The sequence below is a fragment of the Corallococcus sp. M7 genome (genome assembly GCF_054512695.1).
The window spans coordinates 8407849-8424012 of the sequence record NZ_CM137252.1 but is presented as its reverse complement, the minus strand read 5'-3'; the positions used below and the strand labels follow the sequence as shown (position 1 = coordinate 8424012).

At 69.7% G+C, this 16164-nt stretch carries 16 protein-coding genes and 1 riboswitch; of the genes, 4 read left to right on the top strand and 12 right to left on the bottom strand.

Annotated features, from left to right (window positions below; translation table 11 throughout):
- Positions 1–19 precede the first annotated feature (19 nt).
- Positions 20–835, bottom strand: a complete 816-nt coding sequence (locus ACX114_RS33760) for an SDR family NAD(P)-dependent oxidoreductase (RefSeq protein ID WP_459291447.1) — start codon at positions 833–835, stop codon at positions 20–22.
- 165 nt (positions 836–1000) lie between these two features.
- Positions 1001–1073: riboswitch (S-adenosyl-L-homocysteine riboswitch) on the top strand.
- Between the two features lie 92 nt (positions 1074–1165).
- On the opposite strand from ACX114_RS33760, the gene ahcY reads away from it, so the two are divergent.
- Positions 1166–2596, top strand: a complete 1431-nt coding sequence (gene ahcY, locus ACX114_RS33755; RefSeq protein ID WP_459291446.1) for an adenosylhomocysteinase — start codon at positions 1166–1168, stop codon at positions 2594–2596.
- 69 nt (positions 2597–2665) lie between these two features.
- Here ahcY and sthA read toward each other — a convergent pair whose 3' ends face one another.
- From sthA to ACX114_RS33735, 4 genes are all read right to left on the bottom strand, one after another.
- The gene (gene sthA, locus ACX114_RS33750; RefSeq protein ID WP_459291445.1) at positions 2666–4063 is read right to left on the bottom strand and encodes a Si-specific NAD(P)(+) transhydrogenase; all 1398 of its coding nucleotides are present in this window, start codon (positions 4061–4063) and stop codon (positions 2666–2668) included.
- 91 nt (positions 4064–4154) lie between these two features.
- Entirely contained in the window at positions 4155–5336 is a 1182-nt protein-coding gene (locus tag ACX114_RS33745; RefSeq protein WP_459291444.1) for a PPC domain-containing protein, read from the bottom strand.
- A 157-nt stretch (positions 5337–5493) separates the two neighbouring features.
- The gene (locus ACX114_RS33740) at positions 5494–6165 is read right to left on the bottom strand and encodes a hypothetical protein (protein WP_459291443.1); all 672 of its coding nucleotides are present in this window, start codon (positions 6163–6165) and stop codon (positions 5494–5496) included.
- A gap of 73 nt (positions 6166–6238) precedes the next feature.
- Entirely contained in the window at positions 6239–6694 is a 456-nt protein-coding gene (locus ACX114_RS33735) for a cupin domain-containing protein (RefSeq protein WP_459291442.1), read from the bottom strand.
- An 83-nt stretch (positions 6695–6777) separates the two neighbouring features.
- Here ACX114_RS33735 and pdxR point away from each other — a divergent pair, with 83 nt between their 5' ends.
- Positions 6778–8220: a MocR-like pyridoxine biosynthesis transcription factor PdxR gene (pdxR, locus tag ACX114_RS33730; RefSeq protein WP_459291441.1), complete on the top strand. Its 1443-nt coding sequence runs from the start codon at positions 6778–6780 to the stop codon at positions 8218–8220.
- 10 nt (positions 8221–8230) lie between these two features.
- Here pdxR and ACX114_RS33725 read toward each other — a convergent pair whose 3' ends face one another.
- Genes ACX114_RS33725 through ACX114_RS33715 form a run of 3 tightly spaced genes read right to left on the bottom strand, consistent with a single transcriptional unit; the run spans position 8231 to position 10318 of the window.
- Positions 8231–8671 (bottom strand): nuclear transport factor 2 family protein, encoded by a 441-nt coding sequence (locus ACX114_RS33725; protein ID WP_459291440.1) that lies wholly within the window; start codon positions 8669–8671, stop codon positions 8231–8233.
- A gap of 34 nt (positions 8672–8705) precedes the next feature.
- Complete coding sequence (locus ACX114_RS33720) at positions 8706–9728, bottom strand: NADP-dependent oxidoreductase (RefSeq protein ID WP_459291439.1); 1023 nt, start codon at positions 9726–9728, stop codon at positions 8706–8708.
- Positions 9725–10318, bottom strand: coding sequence for a DUF2239 family protein (locus ACX114_RS33715; RefSeq protein ID WP_459291438.1), 594 nt, complete (start codon positions 10316–10318; stop codon positions 9725–9727). The genes ACX114_RS33720 and ACX114_RS33715 overlap by 4 nt, the downstream gene beginning before the upstream one ends.
- 107 nt (positions 10319–10425) lie before the next feature.
- Between ACX114_RS33715 and ACX114_RS33710 the strand changes: the two genes are divergently transcribed.
- A complete protein-coding gene (locus ACX114_RS33710) occupies positions 10426–11928 on the top strand; it encodes an acetyl-CoA acetyltransferase (protein ID WP_459291437.1) in 1503 nt (500 codons plus the stop codon).
- A gap of 5 nt (positions 11929–11933) precedes the next feature.
- On the opposite strand, the gene ACX114_RS33705 is transcribed toward ACX114_RS33710, so the two are convergent.
- Positions 11934–12314: a hypothetical protein gene (locus tag ACX114_RS33705; protein ID WP_459291436.1), complete on the bottom strand. Its 381-nt coding sequence runs from the start codon at positions 12312–12314 to the stop codon at positions 11934–11936.
- A 220-nt stretch (positions 12315–12534) separates the two neighbouring features.
- On the opposite strand from ACX114_RS33705, the gene ACX114_RS33700 reads away from it, so the two are divergent.
- Positions 12535–13062, top strand: coding sequence for a GNAT family N-acetyltransferase (locus ACX114_RS33700; RefSeq protein ID WP_459291435.1), 528 nt, complete (start codon positions 12535–12537; stop codon positions 13060–13062).
- Between the two features lie 47 nt (positions 13063–13109).
- Here ACX114_RS33700 and ACX114_RS33695 read toward each other — a convergent pair whose 3' ends face one another.
- The 3 genes from ACX114_RS33695 to ACX114_RS33685 all read right to left on the bottom strand — a co-directional run bounded on the left by ACX114_RS33695 (position 13110) and on the right by ACX114_RS33685 (position 16151).
- On the bottom strand, positions 13110–14312 hold the full coding sequence (locus ACX114_RS33695; RefSeq protein ID WP_459291434.1) for a peptidase C39 family protein: 1203 nt from the start codon (positions 14310–14312) through the stop codon (positions 13110–13112).
- A 137-nt stretch (positions 14313–14449) separates the two neighbouring features.
- Positions 14450–15412, bottom strand: a complete 963-nt coding sequence (locus ACX114_RS33690; protein WP_459291433.1) for a WD40 repeat domain-containing protein — start codon at positions 15410–15412, stop codon at positions 14450–14452.
- 136 nt (positions 15413–15548) lie between these two features.
- On the bottom strand, positions 15549–16151 hold the full coding sequence (locus tag ACX114_RS33685; RefSeq protein ID WP_459291432.1) for a DUF4136 domain-containing protein: 603 nt from the start codon (positions 16149–16151) through the stop codon (positions 15549–15551).
- Positions 16152–16164 lie beyond the last annotated feature (13 nt).

Below are 16164 nucleotides of genomic sequence, written 5' to 3'. Positions count from 1 at the left end.
CCACGGGCAGGGCCGGCCGTCAGCGGGAGGCGAGCAGCTGGGCGGTGGTGTCGCGCAACGCCTGTCGTGTGGCCGCATCCTGTGCGACGGCCGGCCACGGCTGCTCGGCCTCCTCCAGCAGCCAGCGCGCATCCCCCGGAGGGGACCAGCGCTCGCGGGCGAGGATGCGCGTAAGCCGGGCCGCGCAGACCTCCGGGCGCTCCCAGGCGCGCTTCACCTGGGACAAAAGCCAGCCCACGGGCCCCGGCCGCGCGCCCAGGTCCGTGCGCACCACGCCCGGGTGGAGCACCACCACGTCCACCTCCGGATGCGCGGTGGCCACGTCGCGCATGGCCAGCGCGAAGCACAGCTTGGTGTCGCAGTAGGTGCGGATGCTGGAGAAGTCCTCGCCCGTGGGCGTGCGCGCGGCGTCGAAGCGGCCCTTGATGATGAGGCCGGCGCTGACCACCAGGATGCGCCGCAGCCGCCCGGACTCCAGCAGCGGGCGCTGCATCACCAGCGGCGCCAGGTGGTTGGTGACGAACGCCGTCTCCAGCCCGTCCGCGTTGAGCACCCGCTGGGACGGCCACAGCCCCGCGTTGTGCACGAGCGTCGTCCCCGGCGTGATGAGCCCGGTCAGGCGTGCCCCCAGCTCCCGGGCCCCCGCCAAAGTCCCCAGGTCCCCCGGCACCGCGACGGCCTGGCCTCCGAGGCGCTCCACGTCCGCCACCAGGGCCTGGAGCCGGCCCTCGTCGCGCGCCACGAGCAGGAGCCGCGTGTCCTGGGACGAGGCCAACGCCAGGGCCAGCGCATGGCCAATCCCACGGGAGGCACCGGTGAGGATGAGGTCCGTCATGGCCCCGAGCCTGCCAGGGTGGGCGCGGGGACTGAACCTCCCAGCAGGACGGACGTGGGAGCGGGCGGGTGTCCTCCCGCCCACTCCTACATGGGACCCGCGCCCCTCCCGGAGGAAGGCAATCTCCCTTTGAAATTCGGGGCGCCTTCTCGTAGTTTCCCCCGCGACTTCGAGGAGCGTTGCGAGGCCGTCCCGGCCCCAGGCTCGAAGCCGACTGACCCAACGGCGCTCACCTGTACGCGTTTCTTGCGAGGGTGAGGCGGCCTTTCTTCCCAGGGCCCGGGCCTCTTCCTTGCCGGCAGGCGCGCCACCCTGGATCCGGAGCCACACATGACCGCGGTTACCCAGAAGCAGAATCAGGACTACGCCATCGCCGACCTCAAGCTCGCCAGCTGGGGCCGCAAGGAGATCCGCATCGCCGAGAGCGAGATGCCCGCGCTCATGGCGATCCGCGAGGAGTACGCGAAGCAGCAGCCGCTCAAGGGCGCTCGCGTCACGGGCTCGCTGCACATGACCATCCAGACGGCCGTGCTGGTGGAGACGCTCCAGGCGCTGGGCGCGCAGGTGCGCTGGGCGTCCTGCAACATCTTCTCCACGCAGGACCACGCCGCCGCCGCGCTGGTGGAGGCCGGCACCCCGGTGTTCGCCCACAAGGGCGAGTCCCTCAAGGAGTACTGGGACTTCACCCACCGCATCTTCGAGTTCGGCCCCGCCGGCAGCGACCACGAGGGCCCGAACATGATCCTCGACGACGGCGGTGACGCCACGCTGCTCATGCACCTGGGCAAGCGCGCGGAGAAGGACCTGTCCGTCATCGCGAACCCCCAGAGCGAGGAGGAGCGCGAGCTGTACGCCTCCATCAAGGCCAAGCTGGCCGAGGACGCCACCTGGTACTCCCGCAAGAGCGCCAAGATCCTGGGCGTCACCGAGGAGACGACCACGGGCGTGCACCGCCTGCAGGAGATGTCCCAGAAGGGCACGCTCCTGTTCCGCGCCATCAACGTCAACGACAGCGTGACGAAGAGCAAGTTCGACAACCTCTACGGCTGCCGTGAGTCCCTGGTGGATGGCATCAAGCGCGCCACGGACGTGATGGTGGCCGGGAAGATCGCCGTCGTCGCGGGCTACGGCGACGTGGGCAAGGGCTCCGCGCAGGCCCTGCGCGCGCTGTCCGCCCAGGTGTGGGTGACGGAGATCGACCCCATCTGCGCGCTCCAGGCCGCGATGGAGGGCTACCGCGTCGTGACCATGGATTACGCCGCGGACAAGGCGGACATCTTCGTCACCGCCACGGGCAACAAGTCCGTCATCACCCATGAGCACATGGCCAAGATGAAGGACCAGGCCATCGTCTGCAACATCGGCCACTTCGACAATGAGATCGAGGTCGCCTCCCTGGAGCAGTACAAGTGGGAGGAGATCAAGCCCCAGGTCGACCACGTCATCTTCCCGGACAACAAGCGCATCATCCTGCTGGCCAAGGGCCGTCTGGTGAACCTGGGCTGCGGCACCGGCCACCCCAGCTACGTGATGTCCAGCTCCTTCGCGAACCAGACCATCGCGCAGATCGAGCTGTACTCGCACAGCGACAAGTACCAGGTGGGCAAGGTGTACGTGCTGCCCAAGCACCTGGACGAGAAGGTCGCCCGGCTCCAGCTCAAGAAGCTCAACGCCCAGCTCACGGAGCTCACCCCGGAGCAGGCGCAGTACATCGGCGTGCAGAAGAGCGGCCCGTACAAGCAGGACACCTACCGCTACTAGCCGCCGCCTGACGTGACACACCCGGGGCACCGTGGGCCTGCAAGCGCCCGCGGTGCCCTTCGTGTTTCTTCAGAACAGCCGGTTGAGGCCGTTGAGCGCCGCCACGCGGTAGGCCTCCGCCATGGTGGGGTAGTTGAAGGTCGTGTTGATGAAGTAGTCGATGCCGTTGCCCGGCCAGTCCTGCGCCATGATGGCCTGGCCGATGTGGATGATCTCCGAGGCGTTGTCCCCGAAGCAGTGGATGCCGAGAATCTCCCGCGTCTCCCGGTGGAACAGCAGCTTCAGCATGCCCACGGTGCGGCCGGTGATCTGCGCGCGCGCCAGGCTCTTGAAGAAGGCGTGGCCCACTTCGTAGGGGACGCCCGCCTGGGTGAGCTCGCGCTCCGTGCGGCCCAGGCTGCTGATTTCCGGGCTGGTGTAGATGCCCGTGGGGATGTCCTTCACCAGCTTGTGCTCCATCCGCCCCTCCACGATGTGCGTGGCGGCGAAGCGGCCCTGGTCATAGGAGGCGCTCGCCAGGGACGGGGCGCCCACCACGTCACCCACCGCGTAGATGTGGGGCACGGACGTCTGGTAGCCGTCGTTCACCTGGATGCACCCGCGCGAGTCCACCGCGATGCCCAGCGCCTCCAGCCCCAGGTCCTGGCTGTTGCCGGAGCGGCCGTTGGCCCAGAGGAAGACGTCCGCCTTCAGCCGCTTGCCGCTCTTCAACTGGAGCACCACGCTGTCGTCGTGCGGCTCCACGGAGACCATCTCCTCCTGGTGTCGGATGAGCACGCCCTGTTCGCGCAGGTGGTAGGAGAGGGCGTCTGAGATTTCGTCGTCCAGGAAGGACAGGAGCCGGTCGCGCGTGTTCACCAGGTCCACCTTCACGCCGAGCATCCGGAACATGGAGGCGTACTCGCAGCCGATGACGCCCGCGCCGTAGATGATCATCGACAGCGGGGACTCACGCAGCTTGAGGATGGTGTCCGAGTCGAAGATGCGCGGGTGGCGGAAGTCCACGCCCGAGGGCCGGTAGGGCCTGGAGCCCGTGGCGATGACGAAGGCGTCCGCGGTGAGCAGCTCCACGGAGCCGCGCGGCTCCGTCACCTCCACCGTGTGCGCGTCCCGGAACCTCGCGCGGCCCGTCACCAGCTCCACGCGGTTGCGCTCGTAGAAGGTGGTGCGCAGCTGCACCTGCTTGGACACGACGGTGGTCGCCGCGCGCATCATGTCCTTGAGCGTGGTGTGCCGGGCCAGCTCCGCCCGCATCTCCGGGTGGTCCTGCTGCACGTCCAACAGCCGCTGGATGGCGTGGCGCAGGGCCTTGGAGGGGATGGTGGCGGTGTGGGTGCAGGCGCCGCCCACCAGGGCTCCCTGCTCCACGGTGCACACCTTGCGGCCGGACTTCACCGCCTTCATCGAGGCCCCTTCACCGCCGGGACCGGAGCCGAGGACCACCACGTCGAACCGCCGAGCGCTCATGGGTCCGGAGTGTTCCTCCAACCCCGGCCCCGAGGGAAGAAATCACCTCGGGGCCGGGCACTGCTTCACACATCAGGTTCGCGGGACGGCTTCAGTAGGAGGCCTTCAGCGTCAGTCCGGAGTAGTCCGAGTAGCCCTTGATCATCACGTGGTAGACGCCCGCCGTGGGGGCATTGATGAGGCACGACTCCGTGGCACCCGTGCCGGCGGAGCTGCAGGTGTACGCGTACTCCGAGGGCTGCGAACCCTCGCGGACGTAGAGGTCCGAGTCCCCCGTGCCGAAGTACGTCTGCACGAGCAGCGAGGTCCTCCCGGCCGGCACGTTGATGGTCCAGTAGCGGTACGACCCCTGCGCGCCCGACAGGCCCGTCACCGCGACGCCGTTCGTCAGCGTGCCCGTGCCCGGGTTGCCCGTGCCGCCGGTGACATAGGACCCGTGCAGGGCCGCGCCGGTGAGCGTCATGTACGAGTCCGCGTTGTACAGGCGCACGTGCCAGGTGCCCGCCGCGGGGTTGGTGACGGTGCACGTCTGGTTGTTGCCTCCGCCCGTGGTGGCCTTGCAGTCATAGGACGCCAGGGTGGGCGCGCTGCCTCGCTTCGCGTAGAGGTGGGCCATGCCACCGGAGCCGAGGTACGTGTAGAACGTGAGGCTCGCGGCCCCTGACGGGACCTCGAGCGTGTAGTCGCAGGAGAAGGTCCCGGGCGCCGCGCTTAGGCCGTAGGTGGTCGAGCCGTTGGTGATGGGGCTGGTGCTGGTACAGCCCGGCTGACCGGTCGTCAGGGTGTAGGTGCCCGTGATGGTCGCGCCGGAGAACGTGCTGTAGCCATACATGCGGGCGTAATAGGTCCCGGACGACGTCACGGTGAGGGCGCAGGTCTCCGAGTTGGAGCCACCGGCCGACTTGCAGTCGTTCGCCGCTTCCGTGGGAGTGCTTCCCCGGCGCACGTACAGGTCGCCGTCGCCGGTGCCTCCGCTGGTGGTGAACTCCACGCGGGTGGCCCCGGTGGGCACCGTGAGCTTGTACGTGCAGGACCAGGCGCCTGCCTCCTGGCCCACGCCGGACAAGGGCACGCCGTTGCTCAGCGTGCTGGTGCTGGTGCAGTCCACGGCCTCCGCCTGGAGCCGCCGCTCCGGCGGCGGGCCCTTCTCCTTCACCGGGGCCTGTTCAGCGGCCTCGGTCGGGTTCTCCAGCTCCGTCTCCGCGCCCTGCTCCATCTCCGCGCCACAGCCCGTCAGGGCACACGTCAGCCACACGGCGGCCAAAGACTTCAATCCAAGATGTCTCAAGATGTTCCTCGGTTTGTGAGAACGCTTTTCGCCAAGGGGGGCGGCGAAAGCCTGTCGTCCGACCGGCCTCGGACAGTACGCAAGCTACCAAGCGTGTCTGACATTCCGGGTGAGGGCGGCCCGCACGGAGCGCGCGGGCTTCTCAGCGCGGGAGAAAGAGGCTCTCGCCAAGGGCCAGGCGCTGGTGGGCCGCTCGCGCGTCCAGCTTGATGAGGACCTTCGGGTCCTCCTCCGCCTGCTCCTCCGCGGAGAGGGAATCCCATTCCTCCAGGTCCAGGACCTCGGGAACGACAAGCGCGCGCAGGTCGGGAGGATTCCGCGACTTGATGACCGTGCGGCCGTTCATCACGTAATGCGTGAGATGTTTCACGTGCAGCTCGGACGCATCTCCAAAGAGGGTGAGCCACGCGCCGGAGCCGGAGTCGACGAGCTCCGCCTCCACCACTCCCGCCGCGTACGTCACGCTGTCCATCGCGGTCGCGACGAGCGTCTCCTTCACGCGCAGCGTGCCGGTGCAGACGAAGGTGAAGCCCACGCCGACGAGGAGGTTGCGGCACGTGACGTCGCCGAACACGATGAGGATGCCCTCGTCATGCCCGGCGGCGTCCACCAGCACGTTGCCTTCGACGTCCAGGTTCCCCATCACCAGCGTGTAGGCGTTGGACGGCTGCCAGGACGCGGCGCCCGTCTCCTTCACCTCCGCGGGCTGGGCCCAGGGCTCCTCCAGGTCCAGGGTGAGCAGGTCCTCGACGAACTTGCGCAGCGCTTCGGGCGCGGACTGGAGCTGGGGCGGTGCGGTGGGCCTGGGCGGCATGGGCGGGCTTCCTTCCGGTGAGGGGTCCAGGACTCCTCCTGCCCGGGGGCGGAAGCCGGGGCAACCGCATTCGTCACTCGATGGTGGCGAGGGCCTCCACGCCGTGCTCCTGGCACCAGCGGCGGTATGTCTCCAGCCGCTCCGCGGGGCTCACGCTCCTGAGGACCTGGCCGTCCTCGCCCAGGTATTCGATGCCGCCCTTCACGGTGATGTGCAGGACGAGGGGCTCATCGCCCACGACCTGCCAGCTGTCGACGTTGCCGGGCGGCTCATAGACATACGTGCCCGGGCCAATCACCTCGCCGGTGTCGAGCAGCTTGCGGCGCCCGGAGATGTTGTAGGCGTGTGACTCGCCGACGTGGCGGTGCCGGGGGATGAGGGTGCCGGGCTCCAGGCGGAAGAGGTACATCCAGCCGCTGCCGTCGCGGAAGAAGCGCAGCGGCTTGAACGCGAGCCCGGGCCGGCCCATGGGGATCCACGGCATGCGTTCGGAGTCGACGGGGTGGGAGGCGTAGGTGGAATCGGTCATGGCGGAAGGATGGTCCGCCGCTGGCCCGGTGACAGGGCCAGGATTGACGAATTCCATTGGGCCAATCCGTGGGAGGATGCGGCATGGACTTCCATGTGGAGCTCCGGGGGCGCCGGGACCTGGCCGGGCAGATCTACCGGGGACTGCGCGCGGCCATCCTGGACGGGCGCCTGCGGCGCGGTGAGCGGTTGCCGCCCACCCGCGAGCTGGCCCTGCGCCTGGACGTGGCCCGCAACACCGTGGGCGTGGCGTATGAGTGGCTCACCGCGGAGGGACTCATCGCGGGGCGCACGCGGGCGGGGAGCTTCGTCCAGGGGGAGGTTTCCCGGCCGCGTGGCAGGGCAGGGCGGGAGGCCCAGGTGCCGCTGCGCGCGCGGGCCTTCTGGCGTGCGCTGCCGGACCTGCCCGCGCCGCTGGCCCCGGCCGCGTATGACTTTGGCGTGGGCAGTCCGGATGTCTCGGGCTTCCCCTTCGAGTCCTGGCGCCGGCTGGTGGCGCGCCAGCTGCGGGCCGCCACGGTGTCCGGAGGCTACGTGGACGCCGCCGGGCACCGGGGGCTGCGGGAGGCGGTGGCCCGGCACGTGGGCGTCTCGCGGGGCGTGCGCGCGGAGGTGGAGGACGTGTTCATCACCAATGGCGCGCAGCAGGCGTTGGACCTCGCGGGCCGGGTGCTCATCGAGCCGGGGGACTGCGTCGCCATGGAGGAGCCGGGCTATCCGCCCGCGCGGCAGGTGTTCCAGTCACTGGGGGCGCGCGTCGTGCCCGTACCGGTGGACGCGGAGGGGCTGGACGTGGCGGCGCTGCCGGACACCGCGCGGCTCGTCTACGTCACGCCGTCGCACCAGTTCCCGCTGGGCATGCCCATGTCGCCCGCGCGCCGGGTGGCGCTGCTGGAGTGGGCGAAGCGGCGGGACGCGGTGGTGATTGAAGACGACTACGACAGCGAGTTCCGCTTTGGCGGCCGGCCCCTGGAGACGTTGCATGGGATGGACCGCTCCGGGCGGGTGCTCTACGTGGGCTCGTTCTCGAAGGTGCTGGTCCCCATGCTGCGGATGGGGTTCCTCGTCGCGCCGCCGTCGCTCCAGCGGGAGCTGCGGTGGGCCCGGCGCGTGATGGACTGGCACAGTCCGGTGCCGGAGCAGGCCGCGCTCGCGCGGTTCATCGACAGCGGGCTGCTGGCGCGGCACATCCGCAAGATGCGGCGGGATTACGAGTCCCGGCACGAGCGCGTGGCGGAGGGGCTCTCACGCCACTGCGGCGACTGGCTCCAGGTGGTGCCCTCCGTGGCGGGCCTGCACCTGTGCGCGACGTTCCGGCGAGGGGGCGTGGCGTTGGAGCGGGAGACGGTGACGCGGGCCCGGGCCGCGGGGGTCGGGCTCATCACCCTGTCGCGCTACTTCATGGGAGCTCGCACCCGGCCAGGGCTGGTGCTGGGCTATGGCGGCATTCCCGCCGCGCGCATTCCGGAAGGAATGAAGCGGCTGGGCGCTTGCCTTTCAAAGGTGGCGGGACTGGCAAGGGATTGAGCAACGCCTGTCACTTCGACAGCTTCGTCGCGTGGCTCGCGGCGAGCTTCCACTGGCCATCGCGGTAGACCCAGGTGTCGGTGAACTGGAAGTCACCTTCGAACTGCGTCTTGCCGGAGTGGCCCTTGAGGGTGGTGATGCCGGTGACGACGGCGGCGTCGCCGTACAGGCGGATCTTCTGATGATGGTTGCGAAAGACCTCGTAGACGGGGTCCTTCTTCGCCACCTCCGCGAGGTTCTGCTCCAGGTCCGTCACCGTGCCCTTGGAGTCGGTAAGCGTGAAGTGCGTGTCCAGGCTCTTGCGCAGCGTGGCGACGTCGCCGGTCTCGAAGGCGCGGCAGAGCGCGGCTTCGACCTTGAGCAGCTCGCGCTCGTCCTGCGCGGGGTCTCGGGCTTCCGCGGCGCCCGTGGCGAGGGCGAGGACGGCGGTCAGCGTGGTCTGGAGATTCATCCGGGGCTCCGTGCGGAAGGTGGGAGCCGGCAGGCTACCGCGCTCGGACAGGGGCCGCGACGTGGACCAGTTGCTTACCCAGGTTGCGGCCCTCGAACAGGCCGCGCAGGGCGGACGGCGCCTGCTCCAGTCCCTCGGCGACGGTCTCAGTCAGGACGAGCTCGCCCCGGGCGGCCCAGGTGGACAGCTCGCGGAAGGCCTCGGGGAAACGCGGGACGTGGTCCAGGAAGATGAAGCCCTCCATGCGCGCCCGCTGGAAGGCCAGCTGCATGTAGTTGCGGGGCGTGGCGCCGTAGTCACGGTCTTTGTAGCCAGAGGAGACGGCGCCGCAGAGCACCACACGGGCGCGCACCGCCAGGTGATCCATCGCGGCCTCCAGCACGGGCCCGCCCACGTTGTCGAAGAAGACATCCACGCCCTGGGGCGCCAGCGCCTGGAGGCGCGTCCGGATGTCCTCGGACTTGTAGTCGATGCAGGCGTCGAACCGGGCGACGCGGGTGACCCACTCGGCCTTGTGTGGGCCGCCCGCGATGCCGATGACGCGGCAGCCCCGGAGCCTCGCCACCTGACCGGCGATGGAGCCCACGCTGCCCGCGGCGCCGGAGACCAGCACGGTCTCTCCCGGGGCCGCGCGGCCCACGTCCGTCATGCCAATCCACGCGGTCAGCCCGCTGGCGCCGTAGAGGTTCAGCATGGCCCTGGGGTCGATGCCATCCGGCACCTTGTTGAAGCCGAAGAGGCCCGCGTCACCGGCCAGCGCGTACTCCTGCCAGCCCGTCATGCCCGCCACCCAGTCGCCCACGGCGAGGTGCTCGGAGCGGGACGCGATGACCTGCCCGACGCCTGCCCCGCGCATGACCTCGCCGAGCTCGACGGGCCGGATGTAGGTCGCGTGGGGATTGAGCCACGTGCGCTGGGTGGGCTCGATGGCAAGCCAGACGACGCGCACCAGTGCTTCTCCGGGCCCTGGCGTCGGCACCGGCGACTGACGCCATTCGAAGCAGGTGTCGGAGACCTCGTCGTGGGGACGCGACTTCAGCACCCACTGGTGGTTCATGGCGTCTCCTTGGAGAAGGCGGGGCCGGCGAGCCTTCGGGCGCAGTCGCGGATGCCGTCCGGCCAGCTCCGGGTCCACTTGTTGAAGCGGGTGCGGTCGCCCGCGTAGAGCGCGCGGGCGGCCTCCTCGTAGCCCGGTGCATTGCCGGCCATCGTGGTCATGAAGCGGTCCGCGGCGGCCTGGGCGCGGCGGACACGGTCGGCGTCGCCGCTGTTCGCGCGCGCGGCCTCCACCAGCTTGCGCAAGGCCACGGACGCGCCGCCGGGTTGCTCGGACAGCCACTCCCAGTGGCGGGGCAGCAGCGTCACCTCGCGGGCCACCACGCCGAGCTTGGGGCGGCCGGGGCCTCGGGGCTCGGAGGACTCGGCCGCCGGGTCCGGCACGGGTTGGAGGCGGGCGAGCACCTCCGTCAGCGTGCCGCGCAGGTGGAAGTCCACCGTCCGGCCCGTGGCGTCGTCGAACAGGAGCAGCGATTCCTGCTCGCCCGCGTCGAGTGCGCCCTTGGCGGCGGTGACGACCTCGGCTGGCGTGCCGGAGGCGAGCAGGCGCTGGCCGGCGAAGGCGGTCCAGGTGGTGGAGGGTGAAGTCATGCCGGGGATATTACCCGGGTAGAAATGGGCGTCAATTCTACCCGGGTCATATGGGCGCATTGACCGGGATGGCGGACCGTGGGAGCAGGTCGGTCAGGAGGCGAGTCATGAAGGACGCGAACCGGATTCCCGTCATCGTGGGCGTGGGGCAGATCAACGACCGTCCGGAGGATCCGCTGCGGGGCCTGGACTCGCTGGGCTTGATGGAGGCCGCGCTGCGGGCGGCGGACGCGGATGCGGGCGGTGGCTGGCTCTCCCGGCTGGATTCGCTGGCGGTGGTGGATCAGCTCTCGTTCCGGCAGATGGGCCCGTTGCCCCTTGCCCTGGCGGAGCGCCTGGGCGCCCGGCCACGCCTCCATGAGCAGACGGTGGAGGCCAGTGGCGACAGTCCGGTGCGGCTGCTCCACGAGGCCGCCAACCGCGTTGCCTCCGGCGCGGTGGAGGTCGCGGCGGTCGTGGGCGGCGAGGCGCTGCGCACGGCGGCCCGGCGTGCGGCGCTGGCCGCGGGGGATGCACCCTCCGCGCACAACGCCGCCACCAGCATCGGTGTCCAGGCGCACGCGGCCTATCGCAAGCGCTACGGCCTCAACTCGCCGGTCGACGTCTATCCTTTGTATGAGAATGCCGGCCGCGCCGCGTATGGACAGACGCTGGCGGAGGCGCAGCGGGAGAGCGGCGAAATCTGGTCGCGGTTCTCGCAGGTCGCGGCGGGCAACCCGGGCGCGTGGATCCGCGAGCCCGCGTCCGTGCAGGACATCATCACGCCGTCACCGTCCAACCGGCCCATCGCGTTTCCGTACTGGAAGCGGATGGTGGCGAACAGCGCCGTCAACCAGGGCGCGGGGTTCCTCGTCACCAGCCTGGCGGCGGCGCTCGCGCGCGGCGTGCCGGAGGACCGCCTCGTGTACGTGGGACGGGGCGCGGCGGCGCATGAGCCGGAGGACTTCATGGCTCGCGATGGCTACGCGAGCTCACCGAGCATGGCCGTGTCGCTGCGCCGCACGCTGGAGCTGAATGGGCTGGGCGTCGATGCGCTCGACTTCGTGGAGCTCTACAGTTGCTTCCCCTGCGTGCCGAAGATGGCGCGCCGGGTGCTGGGCTGGCCGTTGGAGAAGCCCGCCACGGTGTTCGGGGGACTCACGTTCGGCGGTGGGCCCATCGCCAACTACATGGGCCACGCGGTGGTCAGCATGGTGCAGCGGCTGCGCGAAGAGGGACGCCATGGCCTGCTCTTCGGCAACGGCGGGTTCGCGACGTACAACCACGGCCTCGTGCTCACGCGCGAACCGCCGCCCGCTGGAACACTGCCCGAGGCCTTCGAGCATCAGGCGGAAGCCGACGCCGCGCGCGGTCCCATCCCTCCGTTCGTGGAGGACGCCACGGACCCCGGCCGTATCGAGACGTACACGGTGCTGTACGAACGCGACGGCAGCCCGAGGTTCGGCGTCATCGTCGGGCGAGGGGCCTCCGGTGAGCGCTTCCTCGCGAAGGTCCCCGCGCGGGACACCGCGGGCATCGACTTCCTCTGCGACGGGAAGGAGGAGCCCGTCGGCAGTGAAGGGCACGCCGTCGCCGGACCCGGCGAGGACATCCTCTGGCACCGGGCCTAGGCAGCCTATGGCTTACAGCCCAGCCATTCGAAGAACGCGGCATGGGCGGTGACGGCTTCAGGGGGGATGTTTCCGACGGAGCGCTGGAGGCAGTAATAGGACTTGAGCTGCTGGTCCGCTGCCTTCGTCCGCGCGCCCAGAAGCACTTCGAGCGGCTTCACCTTCAGCGTCTCGATCTCTTCCTTCTTCAGAGGCCGTACGCCCTGGACGCCGTGAGACGTAAGCCGGGTGTCCAGGCGGGTGAGCTCCAGCTTCTGGCCCTTCGCCGACCAGGTGACTCGGGCCCAGGTGGGGCCGACGAACTCCCCGTCCCGCAGGCGCATGGGGTTCATGCCCCTGGCGTACGCGTAGAAGGCAAACGTCGGCTCCACGAGGGGCCACGTCATGGGAAGCGGGTCGCTGAGGCGGGTGTTCCAGCTGATGAACCCGGCGTCGGCTGGATTCCCCCGCTGCGTATCCACGGACTCCTTCCAGGCTTTTTCGGTCGTGGTCTTGACGCTGGCGACGATGGCTACGGTGTCGAGGGGCGGGTGGTCCGGCGGGCTCATGCGTTGCCAGCGTACCCCAATCAATGAGCAGACTCAGGGCATGGGAGAAATGCGGCGCATGACGACCGACGCCACCTCGGATGCGTGCTTCCAGTTCGAGCGCGTCACCTTCGACGACGTGCCGATGCTGACGGACTGGCTGTCGCGCCCGCATGTGGCGCGGTGGTTCGGGGAGCCGCCCTCGCGGGAGGCATTGCGTCAGGAATTGGAGGAGGAGCAGGAGGCGGACGCGGTCTGGCGGTACGTGGCAAGGCTGGGCGGCCGGCCCGTGGCCTACATCCAGGCCTATGACGTCATGCGCGCGGATCCCGCGTGGTGGCGCGAGGAGCGGGACCCGGGGGCGCGCGGCATCGACCAGTACCTGGCGCACCCGGAGGACCTGGGACGGGGGCTGGGCACCCAACTGGTGGCGCAATTCGTGGCGAAGCTGTTCCTGGACCCCGCGGTGACGAAGGTTCAGACGGACCCCTCGCCGGACAACGCCCGCGCCATCCGGGCCTATGAGAAGGCGGGGTTCCAGCCGGTGCGGACGCTGGACACCCCGGATGGGCCCGCGCTGCTGATGGTGGTCCGACGCGGAGCGTGAGGCTCGAGGCAGGGAGCCCCTGTTCAAGGAGAGGCCGTGACGAGCCGCTACAGCGCGGGCACCGGCCAATCCCAGGGGTAGACGAGGTAGGCGGTGCCTCCGGAGCGCGAGAGCCACAGCGGCTCCAACTCCGAACGGTAGTAGGTGCGCCGCACGGCGGTGTCGCTGGCGGCCGCCGGGTCGTTCACCACGGGGTTGCCCACCGCGTCAAAGCCCGCGAGCACGATGAGGTGGCCAGCGGTGGAGGGGATGGGCGCGCCGGTCAGCTCACCCTTGCCCCACGCGACGCTGAGGATGACGGGCACTCCCGCCGAGAGCCACGGTTCCAACTGAGCGAAGCTCGTGAAGCGCGCCACGTGCGCCTGCAAGCCCTGGCCCGCCGCGTACGCGGTGTTGAAGGGCCAGTTGCCGTGACCGCCGTAATACCAGTCATGCACACCCGCGACAGCCGCACGCACGTTCGCCTCGCAGCCCCGCATGTCCGCCGTCCAGTACTGGAGCACCATCGCCGTGGACGTGGGGCTGCACCAGACTTCGCCGCCGTCCGGGTAGACCATCTGCGAGCACGGCGGCACCGCGAGTACCTGGTTCCAGCGGGCCGGGTTGCCTGCGGGCACGGTGGGCCGCGTCTCCGGTGAGGTGGAGGTGGTGAGCGTGCTGGCGTGCAGCACGGGCGTGACGACGCCGTTCGCGCTGAACAGCCGCGTTTTCACCTGCCACGCGGTCGCGGCGCTCTTCTTCGCGGTGACGATGAGCGTGTCGATGGAGACCCTCGCCACGGTGTCCGCCTGCGAGTCCGCCGAGTGGCGCTGCACCGTGGAGGTGTCCGAAGCCCAGACACCCAGGCTGAACCACTTCGTCCAGGCGCCGCCCACCTGCACGCGCACGAGCGTCTCCACCCAGGTGCCCGTGGGCGTGGTGGCCTCCCAGGAGGCGATGGCCTCACGGAAGCCGAACGCGCTGGAGACGATGGGGCTCGTGGCCTCGCCCTGGAAGAAGGAGCCGCCGTTGTAATAGGTGCCGCCGTAGTAGCCGCCCGGCCCGTAGGGGTCGGTGCCGGACCAGGACTGGCCCGGAAGCAGTTGGAGCGAGCCATCCGCCGCGCGGCCCACGCCGCTGAGCTGCCAGGTGAGGAAGTCACCCCGGCTCGCCGCCCAGCGGGTGGAGGCGCTCTGGCCCGCCGTGGCCACTGGGGGGGCGAGGGCGAGGGTGATGAGCAGCGCGAGTACGGCCGTCCTGGACTGCGTCATGGAGGCTCCCGGGGATGCGAGGGCGGACCACGACAGCAGCTCCCGCGGAGGATGCCCCCCTGCGGACCTGGACGAATGGACGGCATTGAACATCTCGAGAACCACTCTGCTTGGACCGCCAATGGGAAGGCTCTGCGCTAGTCCAGAGGCACGGACAACAGCTCCCGCCGACACGTCACATAGAGCGTCCGGTCGTGCACCAGCAGGCCGCCCAGGTCGGCGTGGCCGACGTCGTGCACGGCGAGGCACTCGGTGGAGTCGAGCGACCAGACGCGCACGGTGCCATCGGAACTCCCGGTGCAGAGCAGCCCGCGCGAGGGCTCCACCGCGACGAAGTCCACCCCGTCCGCATGGCCCTGCCATTGCCGCACGACGCGTCCGGTGCTGCTGTGGAACATGCGGGCCACGAAGTCCCAGGACCCGCAGAGGAGGTGCTCTCCGTCGGGGTGCCAGGCCAGCGCCCGGAGGGTGTTCGACGGGCGGTTCCACCCGATGCCGAGCTGTTCCTTTCGCTCGGCGCCGAGGGGCTCATGGCGCGCGGCGGCCATGCGCAGGTGGAAGCGGGCGCGGACGTTGAGCGTAAGGGCTTCGAGCAGGTGCACGGCGCCGTTGCTTCCGCCCACGGCGACGAGGCCCCGGGCGGGGGCATGCGCGAGCGCGTAGAGCGGTCCGGTCTCCAGCGTGCGCAGGTTCTCGCCCGTCCATGCGTCCCACAGCCGCGCGCTGCTGTCGGCGCTGATGGAGACGACGCGGTCCTCGCTGACGACCGCTGCGGCCTGGACCTCCTCTCCGTGGCCCTCGAAGGTCTGCACGCGTCGCCAGTCCTTGGAGTCCCAGACGGCCAGGCCGCGGATCTTGTACGCCTCGAGCACGCGGCCCAGCTCGGCTTCACCCGCCAGCCGGAACCAGGGCTCTCCATTCCGACAGATGGCGCCCGTCTTCAGGACCCGCGTGCACTCACCGGTCGCCAGACTCCAGAGGAAGATGCGCCCGCGCCCGTTCGCGGCGATGTGACGCCCGTCGGGCCACAGCATCGGCGCCCCGAGCGGATCTCCGTCGGTTTCACCCGCATCGAGCCACTGGGGGTACCGGCGCCACATCGCTTCAGTCTAGGAGCTGTCCCTGAGCTCCGGTCCGAAAATTCAACCTGCCGGATCGCCCCTCGGGGTTGGACCCGGCTTTGGGGGTATCAGTTGGAATGAAGCCCGTCATCCATCCGGTCCCAGCCGCCTTGCGTCAGCTCGCGCTCCCCACCACGTCGTCCTTGGCCATGCTCTTGACGATGGCATCCGCGAGACCCGGGACCTCCTTCTGGATGTCCGAGGACTCGTAGGTCTTGGTGTTCGTGCTCCACAGCAGCTGTCCGTTCTCGCCTCGGGCGTCGAAGAGGCTGACCTGCATCTTCGCCTCCTCCGTCACGGAGTAGTCCATTGGACCGTAGGCGCCGAAGTAGCCGTAGTAGGACATGCCGGGATAGGCGTTGACGTCTTGATCGACTCCCGCGAAGCGAGCCACCAGGATGCCGTCGTACCCCTTTCCCTCGATGGCATTCCGGATCGTGTCCTTGTCGGGCTTCGCTCCCGCAGGGAGGACGTCGGAACTCTTGACGGCCTGGACGCCCTCCTGCGACAGCTTTGTCGACAGCTCCTGCTCAAGCTGCTGTCGGGTGGCTTCGCTCGGCACCATCGCCACGACGACGACCTTCTTGAGAGGGGGGTGCTGGGCGAGCGCCGGGCTCTTCCAGGTCTTGCCTACGCTCGTCGAGGCGCAGCCCGCGGCGAGCAGCATCATTCCGACAAGCAGGGTGAATCCGAAGTGGGTACCGCGTCCTGTTCTCATGGCTTTGTCTCCC

Excerpts from the sequence above, each read along its gene's own strand:
- ahcY (WP_459291446.1), top strand. The coding sequence starts at position 1,166 with ATGACCGCGGTTACCCAGAAGCAGAATCAGGACTACGCCATCGCCGAC.
- ACX114_RS33685 (WP_459291432.1), bottom strand. The coding sequence starts at position 16,151 with ATGAGAACAGGACGCGGTACCCACTTCGGATTCACCCTGCTTGTCGGA.
- ACX114_RS33695 (WP_459291434.1), bottom strand. The coding sequence starts at position 14,312 with ATGACGCAGTCCAGGACGGCCGTACTCGCGCTGCTCATCACCCTCGCC.
- pdxR (WP_459291441.1), top strand. The coding sequence starts at position 6,778 with ATGGACTTCCATGTGGAGCTCCGGGGGCGCCGGGACCTGGCCGGGCAG.
- ACX114_RS33725 (WP_459291440.1), bottom strand. The coding sequence starts at position 8,671 with ATGAATCTCCAGACCACGCTGACCGCCGTCCTCGCCCTCGCCACGGGC.
- sthA (WP_459291445.1), bottom strand. The coding sequence starts at position 4,063 with ATGAGCGCTCGGCGGTTCGACGTGGTGGTCCTCGGCTCCGGTCCCGGC.
- ACX114_RS33760 (WP_459291447.1), bottom strand. The coding sequence starts at position 835 with ATGACGGACCTCATCCTCACCGGTGCCTCCCGTGGGATTGGCCATGCG.
- ACX114_RS33715 (WP_459291438.1), bottom strand. The coding sequence starts at position 10,318 with ATGACTTCACCCTCCACCACCTGGACCGCCTTCGCCGGCCAGCGCCTG.
- ACX114_RS33735 (WP_459291442.1), bottom strand. The coding sequence starts at position 6,694 with ATGACCGATTCCACCTACGCCTCCCACCCCGTCGACTCCGAACGCATG.
- ACX114_RS33705 (WP_459291436.1), bottom strand. The coding sequence starts at position 12,314 with ATGACGTGGCCCCTCGTGGAGCCGACGTTTGCCTTCTACGCGTACGCC.
- ACX114_RS33720 (WP_459291439.1), bottom strand. The coding sequence starts at position 9,728 with ATGAACCACCAGTGGGTGCTGAAGTCGCGTCCCCACGACGAGGTCTCC.
- ACX114_RS33710 (WP_459291437.1), top strand. The coding sequence starts at position 10,426 with ATGAAGGACGCGAACCGGATTCCCGTCATCGTGGGCGTGGGGCAGATC.
- ACX114_RS33690 (WP_459291433.1), bottom strand. The coding sequence starts at position 15,412 with ATGTGGCGCCGGTACCCCCAGTGGCTCGATGCGGGTGAAACCGACGGA.
- ACX114_RS33740 (WP_459291443.1), bottom strand. The coding sequence starts at position 6,165 with ATGCCGCCCAGGCCCACCGCACCGCCCCAGCTCCAGTCCGCGCCCGAA.
- ACX114_RS33700 (WP_459291435.1), top strand. The coding sequence starts at position 12,535 with ATGACGACCGACGCCACCTCGGATGCGTGCTTCCAGTTCGAGCGCGTC.